General features: G+C 62.0%; 17 protein-coding genes. 14 read left to right on the top strand and 3 right to left on the bottom strand.

Annotated elements, in window-relative coordinates:
* From Q4P21_RS02380 to Q4P21_RS02350, 7 genes are all read left to right on the top strand, one after another.
* Positions 1-1,172 (top strand): hypothetical protein (locus Q4P21_RS02380; RefSeq protein ID WP_303387264.1); only part of this gene is annotated, 1,172 nt, incomplete at its 5' end.
* A 142-nt stretch (positions 1,173-1,314) separates the two neighbouring features.
* Positions 1,315-2,259: a tetratricopeptide repeat protein gene (locus tag Q4P21_RS02375; protein WP_303387263.1), complete on the top strand. Its 945-nt coding sequence runs from the start codon at positions 1,315-1,317 to the stop codon at positions 2,257-2,259.
* Positions 2,260-2,399: 140 nt separating this feature from the next.
* The gene (locus Q4P21_RS02370) at positions 2,400-3,194 is read left to right on the top strand and encodes an ABC transporter ATP-binding protein (protein ID WP_303387262.1); all 795 of its coding nucleotides are present in this window, start codon (positions 2,400-2,402) and stop codon (positions 3,192-3,194) included.
* Positions 3,176-4,759: a transporter gene (locus Q4P21_RS02365; RefSeq protein ID WP_303387261.1), complete on the top strand. Its 1,584-nt coding sequence runs from the start codon at positions 3,176-3,178 to the stop codon at positions 4,757-4,759. The genes Q4P21_RS02370 and Q4P21_RS02365 overlap by 19 nt, the downstream gene beginning before the upstream one ends.
* Before the next feature lie 100 nt (positions 4,760-4,859).
* Entirely contained in the window at positions 4,860-5,642 is a 783-nt protein-coding gene (gene nagB, locus Q4P21_RS02360; protein ID WP_303387260.1) for a glucosamine-6-phosphate deaminase, read from the top strand.
* 113 nt (positions 5,643-5,755) lie between these two features.
* The gene (locus Q4P21_RS02355; protein WP_303387259.1) at positions 5,756-6,079 is read left to right on the top strand and encodes a DUF3039 domain-containing protein; all 324 of its coding nucleotides are present in this window, start codon (positions 5,756-5,758) and stop codon (positions 6,077-6,079) included.
* Between the two features lie 110 nt (positions 6,080-6,189).
* Positions 6,190-7,962: a DEAD/DEAH box helicase gene (locus Q4P21_RS02350; RefSeq protein ID WP_303387258.1), complete on the top strand. Its 1,773-nt coding sequence runs from the start codon at positions 6,190-6,192 to the stop codon at positions 7,960-7,962.
* 100 nt (positions 7,963-8,062) lie between these two features.
* Here the strand turns inward: Q4P21_RS02350 and Q4P21_RS02345 are convergent, their stop codons facing one another.
* On the bottom strand, positions 8,063-8,680 hold the full coding sequence (locus Q4P21_RS02345; RefSeq protein WP_303387257.1) for an isochorismatase family protein: 618 nt from the start codon (positions 8,678-8,680) through the stop codon (positions 8,063-8,065).
* A gap of 15 nt (positions 8,681-8,695) precedes the next feature.
* Positions 8,696-10,036, bottom strand: coding sequence for a nicotinate phosphoribosyltransferase (locus Q4P21_RS02340; RefSeq protein ID WP_303387256.1), 1,341 nt, complete (start codon positions 10,034-10,036; stop codon positions 8,696-8,698).
* Positions 10,037-10,073: 37 nt separating this feature from the next.
* Here Q4P21_RS02340 and clpS point away from each other — a divergent pair, with 37 nt between their 5' ends.
* From clpS to rdgB, 7 genes are all read left to right on the top strand, one after another.
* Complete coding sequence (gene clpS / locus Q4P21_RS02335; RefSeq protein WP_303387255.1) at positions 10,074-10,379, top strand: ATP-dependent Clp protease adapter ClpS; 306 nt, start codon at positions 10,074-10,076, stop codon at positions 10,377-10,379.
* A complete protein-coding gene (locus tag Q4P21_RS02330; RefSeq protein ID WP_303387288.1) occupies positions 10,372-10,938 on the top strand; it encodes a DUF2017 domain-containing protein in 567 nt (188 codons plus the stop codon). The genes clpS and Q4P21_RS02330 overlap by 8 nt, the downstream gene beginning before the upstream one ends.
* Positions 10,939-11,062: 124 nt before the next feature.
* Entirely contained in the window at positions 11,063-12,037 is a 975-nt protein-coding gene (gene murI / locus Q4P21_RS02325) for a glutamate racemase (protein WP_303387287.1), read from the top strand.
* Positions 12,034-12,831 (top strand): MBL fold metallo-hydrolase, encoded by a 798-nt coding sequence (locus Q4P21_RS02320; protein ID WP_303387254.1) that lies wholly within the window; start codon positions 12,034-12,036, stop codon positions 12,829-12,831. The genes murI and Q4P21_RS02320 overlap by 4 nt, the downstream gene beginning before the upstream one ends.
* 139 nt (positions 12,832-12,970) lie before the next feature.
* A complete protein-coding gene (locus Q4P21_RS02315) occupies positions 12,971-13,510 on the top strand; it encodes a hypothetical protein (protein WP_303387253.1) in 540 nt (179 codons plus the stop codon).
* Between the two features lie 122 nt (positions 13,511-13,632).
* The gene (gene rph / locus Q4P21_RS02310) at positions 13,633-14,379 is read left to right on the top strand and encodes a ribonuclease PH (RefSeq protein ID WP_303387252.1); all 747 of its coding nucleotides are present in this window, start codon (positions 13,633-13,635) and stop codon (positions 14,377-14,379) included.
* Positions 14,379-15,005, top strand: a complete 627-nt coding sequence (rdgB, locus tag Q4P21_RS02305; protein WP_303387251.1) for an RdgB/HAM1 family non-canonical purine NTP pyrophosphatase — start codon at positions 14,379-14,381, stop codon at positions 15,003-15,005. Before rph ends, rdgB begins: the two co-directional genes overlap by 1 nt.
* Positions 15,006-15,083: 78 nt before the next feature.
* On the opposite strand, the gene Q4P21_RS02300 is transcribed toward rdgB, so the two are convergent.
* Positions 15,084-15,785: a DedA family protein gene (locus tag Q4P21_RS02300; protein WP_303387286.1), complete on the bottom strand. Its 702-nt coding sequence runs from the start codon at positions 15,783-15,785 to the stop codon at positions 15,084-15,086.
* Positions 15,786-15,879 lie beyond the last annotated feature (94 nt).

Below are 15,879 nucleotides of genomic sequence, written 5' to 3'. Positions count from 1 at the left end.
CTGGCGAAAAGAAGGACGGCAAGATGAAGTTCGCCGCCGCATCGGCACAGTCACCCCGACAAGTACGGACGGTGAACAATAGCGTGAAGGCCCGATGGGGTGCCGTTTTGGCCACCGCGTTGCTGGCCGGAGGCATGAGTCCAGCTGTCGCCGCCGATACAACCACCCCTGCCCCCACACCCAGCGCCAGTACAGCAGCCACAACCGGCGCAGCAACGCCCACACCCAGCGCCAGTACCGGAGCCACCACAGGAGCAGCAACGCCCAGTGCGGTGGCTTCAGCTACTCCGGCCACTGCCGGGTTCCCGAACCTGCTGGACAGTCAGGTGGAGCGCATAGCCGCTTCCGTGGCTGCAGTGGTGGCTTCCGGGGACAACGCCAAGAACGCCAAGGAATTGGCGCCCCGAGTTGCAGGCATGGCGTTGAACGTCCGCACGGCAAACTACAAGATCCGCGCCAAGGTGGACAAGCAAGCCGCCGTCGAGCCGGTGTCAGCAACAAAGCTGTTGGCGAGGGTTGTCACCACCAACCGGACCTGGCCGCGTTCGGCCATGCTTGTCACGCAGGGGAAGGACAATTCGCTGCCCCAGCTGCTGACACTTGTTCAGGCAAGCCCGCGGGAAAACTACAAGCTGATCCATGCGACACCGCTTTTGCCTGGTCAGACGTTCCCCACTGTGGATAAGGAAGGAACCGAGGCAGTTGCGCTTGATTCCGCCACAGACCTGAAAATGAGCCCGAAAGCGGCGATTTCCGCACTGAGTGACCGGCTGACGAATGCTGACAGCAAGTTCAAGGACTCCTTCAACGACAGCGTGTACATCAGCAGTGTCCTCGACCTGCAGAAAAAGGTTGTTGCTGACGCGAAGGACGCCACGAACGTGTTCAGCCACAAGGGAGACCTTGGCTCGGCGTTGGCCATGCGCACTGCCGACGGCGGCGCCATGGTCGTAGTGGGCAACGACTTTGCCATAGATGCAACTAGCAAGGAAGCAGCTACGTTGACAGTCGGAGCGGACGCTGCCGTGTTCACTGGAGGCAAGGAAACCACCAAGGGGTTCACGCTGCACTACGCAGAACCAGTGGTCATGTATATTCCACCCACCGGAGTTCCTGCCAAGATCACGATTCTCTCAGCCACCAGAAGTCTGGTTGGCGGGACGTTCAAGTAACAGGCAGCTCCTTACCCGGCATCTAGTGCGGGTCCTGGGGGAGAGCGTCTTAGTCGGCGTGGTCCCCATCCCTCGCAATCCCGTTGTTTCGCCCGCGGCGAGAAGCCTCAACGCCGCGGGCCGGCACAGTTAGAGTGAATTCATGAGTCAAAACAGCCCCCTGCCACCCAACGCATCGCCCGGGATCAACCTGCGCGGCGCCGTCGACCTTTCAGCTTTGAAGAACCGGGCCACCGCAGCCCCCTCCAGTGCGCCCTCCGGTGGTTCACCCTATGCCGTGGACGTCAACGAGCAGAGCTTCCAAGAGTTTGTACAGCTCTCACAGAAGGTCCCTGTTGTTGTTGCATTGGGTTCTGGACGCTCGCAACAGTCGGCGCAGGTGAACGCGCTGTTGGAGAAGCTGATGAATGAAAATGGCGGAAAGATCGCGCTGGGCCGCGTAGACGTGGATTCCAGCCCGCAGATCGCCCAGGCCTTCGGCGTCACAGCCGTTCCCACCGTCATCGCGTTGATCAAGGGTCAGCCCGTCCCCATGTTTGAGGGCGATCTACCCGAGGACCAGGTACGGGAATTTCTTGTGGAACTGCTTAAGGTCGCTGCCAGCAACGGCGTGACCGGAAGTCTGGGAGGTGCACCGGAACCCGATGCTGCTCCTGAACCGCCACTGCCACCGTTGCACCAGGCGGCTCTGGACGCCATTGAGAGCGGTGACCTGGACCTGGCCAAGGCCAGCTATGAGAAGGCGCTGGCAGAAAAGCCAAACGACGCCGACGCCAAGATCGGGCTGGCCCAAGTGAACCTCATGCGCCGCACGGCGCAGATCAATGTGTCCCAGGCAGAGGAGTTCCGGTCACGCGCCGCCGCTAATCAAGACGACTTTGACGCGGTTCTGGCCGTGGCTGACCTGGACGTCACAGGGGGCCATGTTGAGGATGCGCTGGCACGCTTGGTCAAATACATCGGCACCCATTTTGGTCCTGAGCGCGACACCGCCAGGATTCGCCTGCTTGAACTCTATGATGTGGTCGGTGTAGGTGACCCACGAGTTTCGGCCTCTCGCCAAGCACTGGCACGGGCCTTGTTTTAGGTAAACGCCGCCGCGGCAATGAGCCCGGAAAATAAAGCCCCATCCTGCCGTGACATAACCGCTGCCTGGATGGGGCTTTTGCGTCAAGTTCATCCTTTTGGATGTCCGGCTGTGGCGCATCGGCTTGTTAGGGTTTGGCCATGGACAACATTTCATCGTGGCAACCCCCCGCGGCAGGGCTTGTGCCTGCCCTTTCCATCCGCGGCCTGACCAAGCGGTTCGGCCCGAAGCTTGCCGTGGACGGCATTGACCTTGACGTTCCGGCCGGCTCCTTTTACGGTTTGGTGGGCCCCAACGGGGCAGGCAAAACCACCTCCCTGTCCATGGCGACCGGACTGCTGCGTCCGGATGCCGGGCAGGTCTGGGTCCACGGTATGGACGTTTGGAAACAGCCGCTGGAGGCCAAGCGGCTCATGGGCCTGCTGCCCGACGGCGTGCGCCTCTTTGACCGCCTAACGGGCGAACAGCTTGTCAGCTACGCAGGGCTGCTGCGCGGCATGGACAAGGACACGGTGGCCAGCCGGGTCACGGACCTGCTGATTGCCATGGACCTTGTCAAGGACGCTGGAACTCTTGTGGTGGACTACTCAGCCGGAATGACGAAGAAGATCGCCCTTGCTGCGGCACTCATTCATGCACCCAGGCTGCTTGTCCTTGACGAGCCCTTCGAATCGGTCGATCCTGTCTCCGCGGCCAATATCCGCGACATCCTGGATGACTATGTCAAGTCCGGTGGCACCGTCATAGTCTCCAGCCACGTCATGGACCTTGTCCAACGCATGTGCGACCATGTGGCCGTCATCTCCGCTGGCCGCGTGCTCGCAGCCGGTACCGTCGATGAGGTGCGTGGGGAGCAAAGCTTGGAAGAGAAGTTCGTTGCGCTGGTCGGCGGACGCAACCAAACGGGGGGACTTTCATGGTTGCGTACCTCGTAAGGCTGAAACTGACGCTGCTGCGCAACTCCCTCAAGCGCAGCCCCTGGCAGCTGGTGGGCATGATCTTTGGCGGATTATACGGGCTAGGAGTGCTTGTCCTGGTGCTGGTGGGGCTGGCGGTGCTGGGCAGCGCTGAGCCCGAGCTCATCGGCACGGTGGTGATCCTTGCCGGTGCTGCTGTGGTTCTGGGCTGGTTGGTGATACCGGTTGTGCTCAGCGGTCTGGACATGACTCTTGACCCGGCGCGCTTCACCACATATGCGATCCCCATGAGGTCTATGCTGGCTGGGCTGCTGCTGGGCAGTTTCATTGGCATACCGGGGGCTCTGACGCTCTTGGCATCGGTGGGCACTGCTGCCTCGTGGTGGAGACATCCCCTGGCTGCCGTGGTGGCCGTGGTCTGTGGGGCCTTGGCTGCTGTGACATGCATCGTGGCGTCCCGTGCCATTACGGCTGCAAGCGCCAGCCTGGCCGCAAACCGGCGGTTCAAGGACTTCAGCGGCATTATTGTTCTGGTTCCGCTGATGTTTCTGGGTCCCATCATGAGCGGCATCACCGCCGGGCTGAGCGACTTCAGCGCCTACCTTCCGCGGTTGGCGAATAGCGTTTCCTGGACACCACTGGGTGCAGTCTGGGCAGTTCCGGCGGATGTCGCCCAAGGTCACTACGGGCTGGCCGCACTGAAGTTCCTGATCGCTTTGGCCACGATTGCTGCCCTTGTCTGGGTGTGGAAGGCGTGCCTGGCCAGAGCGCTGGTCACACCCGCCGCTGCTGGTGGAGCGCGGCGTGGAAGAGGCAAGCTCGGTTTCTTTGCCTGGTTCCCAGCCACGCCTTCGGGCGCCGTAGCCGCACGCTGCCTGACGTATTGGTTCAGGGATCCACGCTACAGTGCGGGCCTGCTGATGGCCCCGCTGCTGCCGCTGGTCCTTGTTTTTGCCGGCTCTCAATTTGACGGCGGGGCCGCCACCGGGATTGCACTGGGCTTTGGCGCTGCACTGGCGGCATCTTTGGTGGTCTGGTCGATCAGTGCCGACATCTCCTACGACAACACCGCCTTCGCCCTGCATGTTGCCACGGGTGTCAACGGCCTGGCCGACCGCACGGGCCGGGCTGTGGCAGCCGGGGTGCTGGCGCTGCCGCTGGGACTGCTCTACGCCGTCGTCGGTGCGATCTTTGCCAAGGACGCAGGCCAGCTGTTGGGGACGGTGGGACTGGTCATCGGGGTGGTGGGCTCGGGGCTGGGTTTGGCCAGCGTGTTCTCGGCACGGTTCACCATGAATGTGCCGCTGCCCGGGGACAGCCCACTGAAGACGCGTCCGGGAAACGGGTTTGCCTCCGCCATGATCCAGTTCGCGGGATTTGCCGGTATGGGCCTGCTGGTGCTGCCGGAACTTGTTCTTGTCATTGTTGGCATGGTGACCGGGCAGGTGCTGTTCTCGTGGCTGGCACTGCTCGTGGGACTCATTTTGGGTGCGGTGTTCCTGGCGGTGGGCGTCCGGCAGGGTGCCGCTCTTTACAACAGGCGGGCTCCGGAACTGCTGTTGTCGGTTTCGCTGGACCGTTAGCTGATGGCTGCCCGCACTGGATAAGGTGGAGGGCAGCAACTTTGCATGAATTTTAAAAAATGCCACAGGCACGCTCGTGCCGCGAAAGGAAGCGTGTCATATGGAGGTCATCATCCTCCCCAGCAGCAAGGAAATTGGCGCCCTCGCCGCCGACTCCATCGAGTCGTTGGTGCGTGCCAAGCCCACCGCTGTGATCGGCCTGGCCACTGGGTCCTCTCCGCTGCCCATCTACGATGAGCTGGCCCGCCGCCACGAGGAGGAAGGCCTGAGCTTCGCCGAGGTCAGCGGCTTTGCCCTGGATGAGTATGTGGGTCTGCCTGTAGGCCACTTCGAGTCCTACCGTGAAGTGATCCGGCGCGAGTTCACCAATCGCGTTGATGTGGCGGCTGAGAACGTACACGGTCCCGACGGCACCAGTGAAGACGTGGAGGGCGCCTGCGCATCGTACGAGGCTGCCATTGCTGACGCCGGCGGCATTGACCTGCAGATCCTCGGGGTCGGCACCAACGGGCATATCGGCTTCAACGAGCCCGGTTCATCCCTTGCCTCACGCACCCGCATCAAGACCCTGGCTGAACAGACACGCCAGGACAATGCACGGTTCTTTGACAGCATCTCCCAGGTCCCGCACCACGTGGTGACGCAGGGGCTGGGCACCATCATGGACGCCCGCCACCTGGTCCTGGTTGCGTTCGGGGCCGGCAAGGCCGACGCCGTGCGTGACTTCGTTGAGGGCCCCGTCTCCGCTGCGTGCCCTGCCTCCATCTTGCAGTTCCACCAGCGCGCCACCGTCATTATTGACGAAGCTGCAGCCTCCAAGCTGGAAGGTGCAGCCATGTACCGCAACGCCTTCAACAACAAGCCGGCCTGGCAGGGCCTCTAAGCACAACAGCATGGGCAGTCCCACGGCGGGAGGCGAGTGAGATTCATAACTCGCCTCCCGCCGTCGTCCCCTGCCTCGGTGAGTCGCGAGGCAGAAGACGCTAGAATGGATACATGAGTTTGCCTCCAGACCCCTTCGAAAACCATCCCACGGGCAACCCCGGCACCGGCGGCGGTTCGACCGCCGTGATTGAACGCCAGGAGTTGCTCCAGGAAGTCGAGCCCGGCGACAGCGAGCGGTTCTCGCACTACGTCCGCAAGGAAAAGATCATGGAATCGGCCATGACGGGCGACCCCGTAGTGGCCCTATGCGGCAAGGTGTGGACCCCGGGACGCGATCCGCACAAGTTCCCGGTCTGCCCCGACTGCAAGGCCATCTATGACGGCTTGAAGCCCGAAGGTGGCAAGGGCAAGGGCCCCAAGGAACCTAAAAAGTAGCCTTGACACATTATTAATTTTGGCAGGCACGCCGAAACGGGCGTTGTCTTTGCTGTGCCCGGTTCCGGGTGCAAAGGGCAGGAAGAAGTGACAAGGATGGCGGGAAATTCGTGACGGAAACATTGTTTGGTGGCCCGTCGCTGCCTCCCGCCTACCCGGAGCGTGCTGCTTGGGGAACGGCGCAGAAACTACGTGCGTGGCAGAGCGAAGCCATGGAAAAGTACTTCAGTGAAAATCCGAAGGACTTCATGGCCGTCGCCACCCCCGGTGCCGGAAAGACGACGTTTGCCCTGCACATTGCCACACAGCTCATTGCGCGTGGCACCATCAACAGGGTCACGATCGTCACCCCCACCGACCACCTGAAGCGGCAGTGGGCGGATGCGGCAGCCAAGGTGGGCATTGCCATCGACCCGAACTTCAAAAACGCCGACGGTCGCCATGGCAAAGGATTTACCGGTGTGGCTGTGACGTACGCCCAGGTTGCCAGCAAACCATTGCTGCACAGGGCGAAGACCGAGGCTGCGCGCACGCTGGTCATCCTGGATGAAATTCACCATGGTGGCGATGCACTGTCCTGGGGTGACGGGATCAGGGAAGCGTTTGACCCTGCTGCCCGTCGCCTAGCCCTGACAGGAACGCCCTTCCGCTCCGACACGGCGGCCATACCCTTCGTGGAATATGCCGAGGACCGGGACGGGATCCGCCGTTCGAAGGCCGACTACACGTACGGTTATGGTGAGGCTTTGCGGGACCACGTGGTGCGCCCCGTCATGTTCATGGCCTACTCCGGTCAAATGCGTTGGCGCACCAGTGCTGGCGAGGAAATGGCCGCCAGACTGGGTGAAGCAGTGACGAAAGATGTCACCTCCCAGGCCTGGCGCACAGCCCTGAACCCGGCAGGGGAGTGGATCCCCGCTGTGTTGGCCGCAGCCGACAAGCGCCTGACCGAGGTGCGCCGTGCCGTGCCCGACGCCGGGGCCATGGTCATTGCGACGGACCATGAGGACGCCCGCGCCTACGCAGCGGAGTTGAAGAAAATCACTGGCGAATCGCCCACCGTGATTTTGTCCGACGACTCCAAGGCCTCTGACAAGATTGACAAGTTCTCAGCCGGTGACAAACGCTGGATGGTAGCCGTGCGCATGGTCTCCGAAGGTGTTGACGTGCCGCGCCTGGCCGTTGGCGTCTACGCGACGTCCACGGCCACGCCGTTATTCTTTGCCCAGGCCGTGGGGCGCTTCGTGCGTGCCCGCAAAAGGGGAGAGACGGCGTCGATCTTCCTGCCATCGGTGCCCAACTTGATGGAACTGGCCAACCAGTTGGAGCTTGAACGGGATCACGCCCTTGACCGGCCGGACAAGGATTCCGACGGCTTCATGGAAGAAGACGCCGAAATGGAGGAGGCCAACCGCGAGGAAAAGGCGTCCGACACCATGGAAAAGTTCAAATTCGAGGCACTGGAATCACAGGCCTCCTTTGACCGGGTGCTCTTCGACGGCGGCGAGTTCGGCACCGGCGGCGCCATCGGCAGCGACGACGAACTCGATTTCCTCGGCATCCCCGGATTGCTTGACGCGGATCAGATGGGCGTGCTGCTACGCCAGCACCAGGCCGACCAGCAAACCCGGAAGCGAAGGTCGTCCTCGGCCGTGGCAGAACCGGAGGCTGCGCCGCTGGTGGACCACCGTATGCTCATGGACTTGCGCGGAGAGCTCGCGAAGAACGTCTCAGCATGGAGTGCGCGTTCAGGTATGCCCCACGGCATGGTGCACAGCGAATTGCGCCGCATCTGTGGTGGACCGGCCGTGGCCCAAGCCAATGAGTCCCAGCTGCAGACACGCCTGAAGAAGCTGCAAGACTGGTTCATCGGCCGTAAATAGCGTTTTATTCTGCGCACGATCCGTGCCCAACCATGCGCCACTGCATAACTGGCGCATGGTTGGCCCTTGAACTCAGCGCATAATAAAACTAGGACCCGGGTTACTTCACTTCCACACCGGCGTCTTCGAGTTCCTCGAGGGTTTCCTCGATCGCATCTTCGTCAATTCCGGCAACGAAGTCGCGCAATACGGTGGTGTTGTATCCGGCGTTGACGGCGTCCAGGGCCGTGGCGCGGACGCAGTGCTCGGTGGCGATGCCCACGATGACGACGTCATCGATGTCGTTGTCGCGCAGCCAATCGTCCAGGCTGACAGGGGACTCGTTGTTCTCTGCTGCAGACTCGTGGGCTTCACGCTCACCTACGGCAACTTCGTCTTCAGGGGCGAGCAATCCATCGAAACCCGAGTAGCCGGCGTCGTACTTGCCCTTGCGGAAGTAGGCGTCGATGTCCTCGGTGTCCAGATTGCGGTGCAGTGCAGCGCCTTTGGAGCCGGCGACGCAGTGCACGGGCCAGCTGGTGCGGAAGTTGGGCGTCTCCGAGAAGTGGCTGCCCGGCTCCACATGCCAGTCCTGGGTGGCTGCAACAAAGTCAAAGTCGGTGGTTTCGGCCAGCATCTCGCTGATTTCCGTTGCCAGGGCGGCGCCACCGGCGACGGCAAGCGAGCCTCCTTCACAAAAGTCGTTCTGGACATCAACAATGATCAGGGCCTTGGCCATGAAAGTCTCCTCTTGCTAAGCGGTGGGTGTGGGTTGTTCGTATTCTGTGGGAATGACGGGTTCCCCGCGCTGCAGGCGCCGGGCGGCCCCGGGCATCTCCGCCATCGAGGCGGTGTGGCGGGCCGTGGCGCGAACCACGCCCTCGGAGCCGGTCCAGCCGGACAGCAGTTCTCCGTCCTTGGCGAACTGTGTAAGCAGGGGACGGTCATTGGTGTCCCCGGCGGGGCGGTGGCCAATCCCCACAACTTCCGCGGTGGCAATCCCAGCACTGTTGAGGCGCCGCATCGCGTACTTGCGGCCGCCCACGCTGGCCTTGTTTTTTGCTGCCTTGGCGACGGAGACAAACTCTCCGTCGTCGCCCTCGCGGGAGACGAGCTTGTACACCATGGAGGCTGTGGGGGCCCCTGAACCTGTGACTAGCGACGTGCCCACTCCATAGGAATCGACAGGTGCCGCGGCCAGGGCGGCGATGGCAAACTCGTCAAGGTCGCTGGTCACCGTGATGCGCGTATTAGTATTGCCCAGGGAATCGAGCAGGGCCCGGACGTCGCGCGCCTGGGCGAGCAGGTCACCGGAATCCAACCGGACGCCGCCCAAGTCCGGTCCGGCGATGGCGACGGCCTTGCGTACGGCCGCTTCGACGTCGTACGTGTCAACCAGCAGAGTGGTCCCGGCACCCATGGAACCGAGCTGGGCACGGAAGGCGTCCTCCTCGGAGTCGTGCAACAACGTGAAGGAATGCGCGGCGGTGCCCTGGGTTAGCACGCCGTAACGCAACCCGCATTCGAGGTTGGAGGTGCTGTGGAACCCGGCGATGACGGCGGCACGGGAAGCCGCCACGGCGGACTCCTCATGCGTGCGTCGCGAGCCCATCTCAATGCAGGGGCGAGCGCCGGCGGCGCCGATCATGCGGGAGGCTGCGGAGGCGATGGCGGAGTCGTGGTTGAGCACCGACAGCACATACGTCTCCAAGATGCAGGCCTCTGCAAACGTGGATTCAATGGTTAAAATAGGCGAATTGGGGAAATAAAGTTCGCCCTCTGCGTAACCGTAAATGTCGCCGGAGAACTTGAAATCGGCCAGCCAGGAGAGCGTTTCGTCATTGACAACGTTGTGTGTGGCCAGAAAATTCAGCTCATCCGGGCCAAAACGAAAGTGCTCCAAGCCTTCCAGGAACCGGCCCGTTCCGCCCACAACCCCATAGCGGCGGCCGTCCGGAAGCCGGCGTGCAAAGGCCTCAAAAACACTGCGACGGTGCGCAGCTCCGGAGTGCAGGGCTGCCTGAAGCATTGTCAGCTCGTAGTGATCTGTAAACAATGATGTGCGGGGGTGGCCCCAGCTTGATGGCGTAGTCACGGAATTTACTTTAGTGCGGCAACACTAGAATGGACACATGAGTGTCAGCACAGCCCCGGAAACAGACCGGGAAGTCTCAACTCGCGAACTCATCTCCCCGGACATTCCGTGGGAATTGATCGTGTGGAATGACCCGGTTAATTTGATGAGCTACGTCAGTTACGTCTTCCAAAGCTACTTCGGGTATTCCGAGACCAAGGCAGCCAAATTGATGATGGAAGTCCATACGCTCGGCAGATCTGCTGTGGCTCATGGAACGAAGGAAAAGATGGAGGCGCACGTGGTGGCGATGCACGGTTTTGGCTTGTGGGCGACCGTGCAGAAGGGCAATGACCGTGGCTAAGGCCTTCTCCGCAGGGCGTCGCGGCATCACCGGTTTTCTTGAAGCCCCGGAGCGCGACCTCCTACGCAAGCTCTTCGTCGACATCATCACCATGTTGGAACCGGAAACTCCGGCGTCCTCCGATCCGCTGGCGGCGTTGATCGGCCTGGACATGGATGTGAGCGTACCCACCGATCCTGCCTTGTTGCGGCTGTTGCCCGATGCCGTGAAGAACGACGCCGACTCCGCCCTTGAGTTCCGCCAACTCACCGAACGCTCGCTGCGGGAAACCAAGATTGGTGCCTTGCGCGCTGCGTCTTTGGGGCTTGAAAGCGACAAGCTGGTCCTTGACGAGGAAGCGGCAAAGCTGTGGTCCATGGCGTTGAATGACGTCCGCCTGGTACTGGCCGAGCGGCTGGCCATTCGGGACGAAGCCGATGCCGAGCGGGTGCACCAGGTGCAGGACTGGGGTGAGGCAGACGACGTCGAAAGTTATCTGAGTCTGGTCTACAACTTTGTCTCGTGGCTGCAGGAAAGCCTGGTCCAAGCCATGTTGGCGGCACTGCAACGCCGCCCATGAATGTGTTCTTGGGCGCAATTGCGGCTGCACCGGGCGCGAAGCAACTAGTGTTGGAACGACCATGAGCACAACACCAGCAACAGTCCAAGGCCTGAAGGGCCGCACCGAAGGCCAGTCAAGCGACATGGCCGGGCGTGCCATTGGGATCTTCGATTCCGGCGTGGGTGGGTTGACCGTGGCACGGGCCGTCATTGACCAGCTGCCGAACGAGTCAATCCTCTATGTGGGCGACACGGCCAACGGCCCCTATGGCCCGCTGCCCATTGCCGAAGTCAGGGCGAACGCCTTGGGTGTCATGGACGAACTGGTCGACTCCGGGGTAAAACTGCTCGTCATCGCCTGCAACTCCGCCTCCGCTGCGGTGCTGCGTGACGCCCGCGAAAGATACACGGCCCGCTACGGGATCCCCGTCATTGAAGTCATCCAACCAGCCGTCCGCCGTGCGGTGTCGGCCACCCGCACCGGCCACGTCGGCGTCATCGGCACCGTCGCCACCGTTGGTTCGCGTGCCTATGAAGATACTTTTGCCGCCGCCCCGAACCTGTCCATCACGTCCGTGGCCTGCCCGGACTTTGTCCGCTTCGTGGAATCCGGCATCACGGCCGGGCCCGAACTGCTGTCCACGGCTGAGGAATACCTGGCCCCGCTCAAGGCTGCCGCAGTGGACACCCTGGTGCTGGGGTGCACCCACTATCCCTTGCTGACCGGCGTTATTTCCTATGTCATGGGGGATTCGGTGACGCTGGTTTCCAGCGCCGAGGAAACGGCTAAAGACGTCTATAGGGCTCTTGTCAGCCACGACTTGGAACGGGTTTGCAGCGAAGCGCCCACACACCAGTTCCTTTCCACCGGCGATGCCGAGGGCTTTGGCATCCTGGCACGGCGTTTTCTCGGTCCGGAAGTGCGGGCAGTGGAGCAGGTCAGCCACGTTTCCGCGCACTACCCCACAGGATCACTGGCTCGCATCACTCCCGACATGCTGGCAGCTGCCCGCGAAAGCGGTGGCGGGTCCGGCTCACACCGAGTCTCCAATTTTGTTTTGGGGGATTCGGTGGGCAGACTTGCTGTTCCGGGAAACGGCGCAGGGGAGCAGACATGAAATTGACGATCGTTGGATGCAGCGGGTCCTTTCCCGGCCCGGCGTCGCCCGCGTCCTGCTACCTTTTGACAGCGCACGACGGCGTGCGGCCCTGGCGGGTGCTCATTGACCTGGGCAGCGGTGCCCTGGGAGCGGTACAAAAATACATGGACTTGGAAGACATTGATGCGATCTTCCTGAGCCACCTGCATCCGGACCACTGCATGGACTTGTGCGGCCTGCACGTGGCTGTCAAGTGGGGGCCGGACGGCTGGGACAGTGGGCGGATCCCTGTGTGGGGCCCAGCTGCGACGGCGGACAGGCTGGCCACCGCCTATGGCCTTGAGCTGGATCCTGGCATGCACGACGAATTTGACTTCAAGCTGTGGCAAGAACGCGAACCCATCGAGGTGGGCCCGTTCAAGGTCATACCCTACACAGTGAACCACCCTGTTCCGGAGGCCTATGCATTGCGCGTGGAAGCCACGGAATACGACGGTACCGGACTGGACCGCACCTCCGTGCTCGCCTACTCCGGGGACACCGACAGCTGCCAGGGCTTGGAAGACGCTGCCCGGAACGCCGACTTCTTCCTGTGCGAGGCTGCTTTTGAAGAAGGCCGCGACGACCACATCAAGGACGTCCATCTGACAGGCAAGCGTGCTGGCGAGGCGGCCACGCGGGCCAACGTCAAGCGCCTGCTGCTGACCCACATTCCGGTCTGGACGGACGCCAATACGGTGGTGGCCGAAGCACGGGAGACGTACTCAGGTGAAGTCGCCGCTGCCGTGGCGGGTGTGCACTACATCATTTAGCGCTGTGGTGGCAGCGGTGGTGGCGGGGCTGTAAAGATCCTCCGAAAGGAGCATCGTTTTACTGGTTCACCACGGATAGGCTCGAAGACAGGCAAGGGCGGCAAGCGCCGTCGTACTTGATCTGCAAAGGACAGCCGACATGACTGATATGCCACGCTACAACCCCGAACCCGACCCGTACCGGCAGCCGGCGGTGGCTATGGTGGCGCCGACGCCCCCACCCATCATGAACACGATCTTCTACATGCTGCTGGCTGCGGCAGCACTGCAGGTCATCGCCGGCATCTTCGGCATCGTACATACCAATTCCAGTGATTTCCGTGCGCAGACCACCGAACAGTTGACGAAGCAAAATACCCCCGGAATCACCCCTGAAATGATCGATGTTTCGGTGGCCCTTGTGATCGGCACTCTTGCCGTCATGACCGTGCTGGCCGTCATTGGCTACGTCGTTATTGGCTTGTTTATCCGAAAAGGGATGGGCTGGGCCCGTATTGTCGGTGCGATTCTTGCCGTGGTGTGGCTGATTCAGCTCACCGGGCTGTCCATGCCAGGCGGGATCGCCACCGTCTTGCAGATCTTGCTCGGATTGGCAGCCATGGTGCTGTGTTTCATGCAGCCGACAGCCGGATTCTTCACGGCGAGGAAGAACTTTCGGCTGGCGAACAAGGTCCGATAGTGCCTCCTGGGCTCCCCACCCTCGCTGCGCTCGCCCCGGGGCCCCTCGCCCAGTAGCGCCTCCTGGGCTCCCCACCCTCGCTGCGCTCGCCCGGGGCCCCTCTCGCCCAGTAGGCTTGAGCCATGACTTCACGTGAATCTGCTACCTTGCGCGCCGACGGCCGCACCAATGATCAACTCCGCGACATCACCATCACCCGTGGCTGGTCCAAACAAGCCGAAGGTTCGGCACTCATCGAGTTCGGCAACACCCGCGTGCTGTGCACGGCCTCCCTGACGCCCGGAGTCCCGCGCTGGCTCAAGGGCGAAGGAACCGGCTGGGTCACGGCCGAGTACGCCATGCTGCCGCGCGCCACGAACACCCGTAACTCCCGCGAATCCGTCAAGGGGAAAATTGGCGGGCGCACCCATGAGATCTCTCGCCTGATTGGCCGCTCGCTGCGCTCCATCATCGACACCAAGGCACTGGGGGAAATCACGATCGTCCTTGACTGCGACGTTCTTCAGGCCGACGGCGGCACCCGCACTGCAGCGATCACGGGAGCCTATGTGGCCCTCGCTGACGCCATCGCCTATGCGAAGGAGAGCAAGCTGATCGCCAAGAACGCCCAGCCGCTCATTGACACTGTCTCGGCCATCTCGGTGGGCATCATCGACGGCGTGCCCATGCTCGATCTGCCCTACGTTGAAGACGTGCGTGCCGAGACGGACATGAACGTGGTTGTCACCGGCTCCGGTAAGTTCGTTGAAGTCCAAGGTACTGCCGAAGGCGCCCCCTTTGACCGCGAGGAACTCAACCAGCTGCTCGATCTGGCCCTCATCGGCACCACCGAGCTGGCCCAGATCCAGCGCGACACCCTCGCCGGCTGATGACGGCGCCCAAACTCGTTCTGGCCACGCACAACCAGGGCAAGCTGCGGGAACTGCGCGAACTGCTGCGCGGGCAGGTGCCTGGTCTTGACGTGGATTACGACGTGCTCGACGCCGGTGCCATCCAAGCCCCGGACGTCGCCGAAACGGGGGTCACCTTCGCGGAAAACGCACTCTTGAAGGCCCGCGCCGTGGCAGAGTTCAGCGGCGTCCTGGCTGTGGCCGACGACTCCGGGTTGGCCGTTGACGTATTAGGCGGGGCTCCCGGGATCTTCTCGGCACGCTGGGCCGGACACCACGGCGACGATACTGCCAATCTGCAGTTGTTGCTGGCGCAACTGGCCGACATTGGTCCGGAACACCGCGGTGCCCGTTTTGTCTGTGCCGCAGCTTTGGCGAACCCGGATGGTTCCGTGGGGGTTGTTGAGGAGGGAACCTTGGAGGGGACCTTGCTGACTGCTCCGCGGGGTGGCGGCGGCTTCGGTTACGATCCCGTTCTGGCGCCGCTGGGCATGGACGTTTCCTGCGCTGAGCTCAGCAGTGCCGAAAAGAACGCCATCAGCCACCGGGGGAATGCGTTCCGAGCGCTACTTCCGCACTTGGTGAAGGCCCTCTCTGAGAACTAGTGACCGGCCTGACTGGGTACCAACCCAAAAAAGCGACGCCGGGCGTACTGCCCGGCGTCGCTTTTTTGTGGTGAAAGCTTAGGCCTGCGGTGATTTCTTGCTGCGTTTGACAACGGCCTTGATGAATTCAATGCCGATGGGAATGACGGAGAGGGCGACGATGCCGATGAAGATGATGTCCAGGTTGTGTTGGACCCAGGGCACCTTGTTGCCGAGCACGTAGCCAAGCAGCGTGACGCCACCAGCCCACAGGACTGCTCCAATGGCGTTGAACAGAATGAATTTGCGCATGTCCATCTTGGCGACGCCCACGATGACCGGGACAAAGGTGCGCACAATCGGCACGAAGCGGGCCAGAATCAAGGCCTTGCCGCCGTGCTTTTCAAAGAAGGCGTGGGCGCTGTCCACGTGCTGTTTCTTGAACAGCTTCGATTCCGGCTTGTTGAAAATGGCGGGACCGGCTTTTTCGCCGATGTAGTAGCCAAGCTGATTGCCAATGAAGGCGCAGACAATGAGCATGCCCATGAGCAGCCAGATATTGACCGGCATTTTTCCGGTGCTGACCAGCAGACCAGCGGTAAACAGCAGTGAGTCCCCTGGCAGGAAGAAGCCCACCAACAGGCCTGTTTCAGCAAAAATGATGGCGCAGGCGATGATGACCACCCAGAAACCCAACGCGGAGTTGTCCAGGATGTTCATGGGATCGAGCCAGTCGGGCAGGAGGCCAAGGGAGGGAACGGCGCCGTGCCCGACAAATGCGGGCAGGGCAGATTCGCTCAGAGCAGTAAGTATCACGCTCCAAGATTACTTTACTTCCCGGTGCAGTTCCTCCACCCATGGGTGTAGGGACAGGGGGGTTGACACCCGCCTAAGA

The organism is Arthrobacter sp. (genome assembly GCF_030540645.1).
Lineage (GTDB): Bacteria > Actinomycetota > Actinomycetes > Actinomycetales > Micrococcaceae > Specibacter.
The sequence above is the reverse complement of the archived record's forward strand: the minus strand, read 5'-3'. Positions and strand labels throughout refer to the sequence as shown.

Coding starts and splice junctions, on each gene's coding strand:
- Q4P21_RS02375 (WP_303387263.1), top strand. CDS start 1,315: ATGAGTCAAAACAGCCCCCTGCCACCCAACGCATCGCCCGGGATCAAC.
- Q4P21_RS02370 (WP_303387262.1), top strand. CDS start 2,400: ATGGACAACATTTCATCGTGGCAACCCCCCGCGGCAGGGCTTGTGCCT.
- Q4P21_RS02365 (WP_303387261.1), top strand. CDS start 3,176: ATGGTTGCGTACCTCGTAAGGCTGAAACTGACGCTGCTGCGCAACTCC.
- nagB (WP_303387260.1), top strand. CDS start 4,860: ATGGAGGTCATCATCCTCCCCAGCAGCAAGGAAATTGGCGCCCTCGCC.
- Q4P21_RS02355 (WP_303387259.1), top strand. CDS start 5,756: ATGAGTTTGCCTCCAGACCCCTTCGAAAACCATCCCACGGGCAACCCC.
- Q4P21_RS02345 (WP_303387257.1), bottom strand. CDS start 8,680: ATGGCCAAGGCCCTGATCATTGTTGATGTCCAGAACGACTTTTGTGAA.
- clpS (WP_303387255.1), top strand. CDS start 10,074: ATGAGTGTCAGCACAGCCCCGGAAACAGACCGGGAAGTCTCAACTCGC.
- murI (WP_303387287.1), top strand. CDS start 11,063: ATGGCCGGGCGTGCCATTGGGATCTTCGATTCCGGCGTGGGTGGGTTG.
- Q4P21_RS02320 (WP_303387254.1), top strand. CDS start 12,034: ATGAAATTGACGATCGTTGGATGCAGCGGGTCCTTTCCCGGCCCGGCG.
- Q4P21_RS02315 (WP_303387253.1), top strand. CDS start 12,971: ATGACTGATATGCCACGCTACAACCCCGAACCCGACCCGTACCGGCAG.
- rph (WP_303387252.1), top strand. CDS start 13,633: ATGACTTCACGTGAATCTGCTACCTTGCGCGCCGACGGCCGCACCAAT.
- rdgB (WP_303387251.1), top strand. CDS start 14,379: ATGACGGCGCCCAAACTCGTTCTGGCCACGCACAACCAGGGCAAGCTG.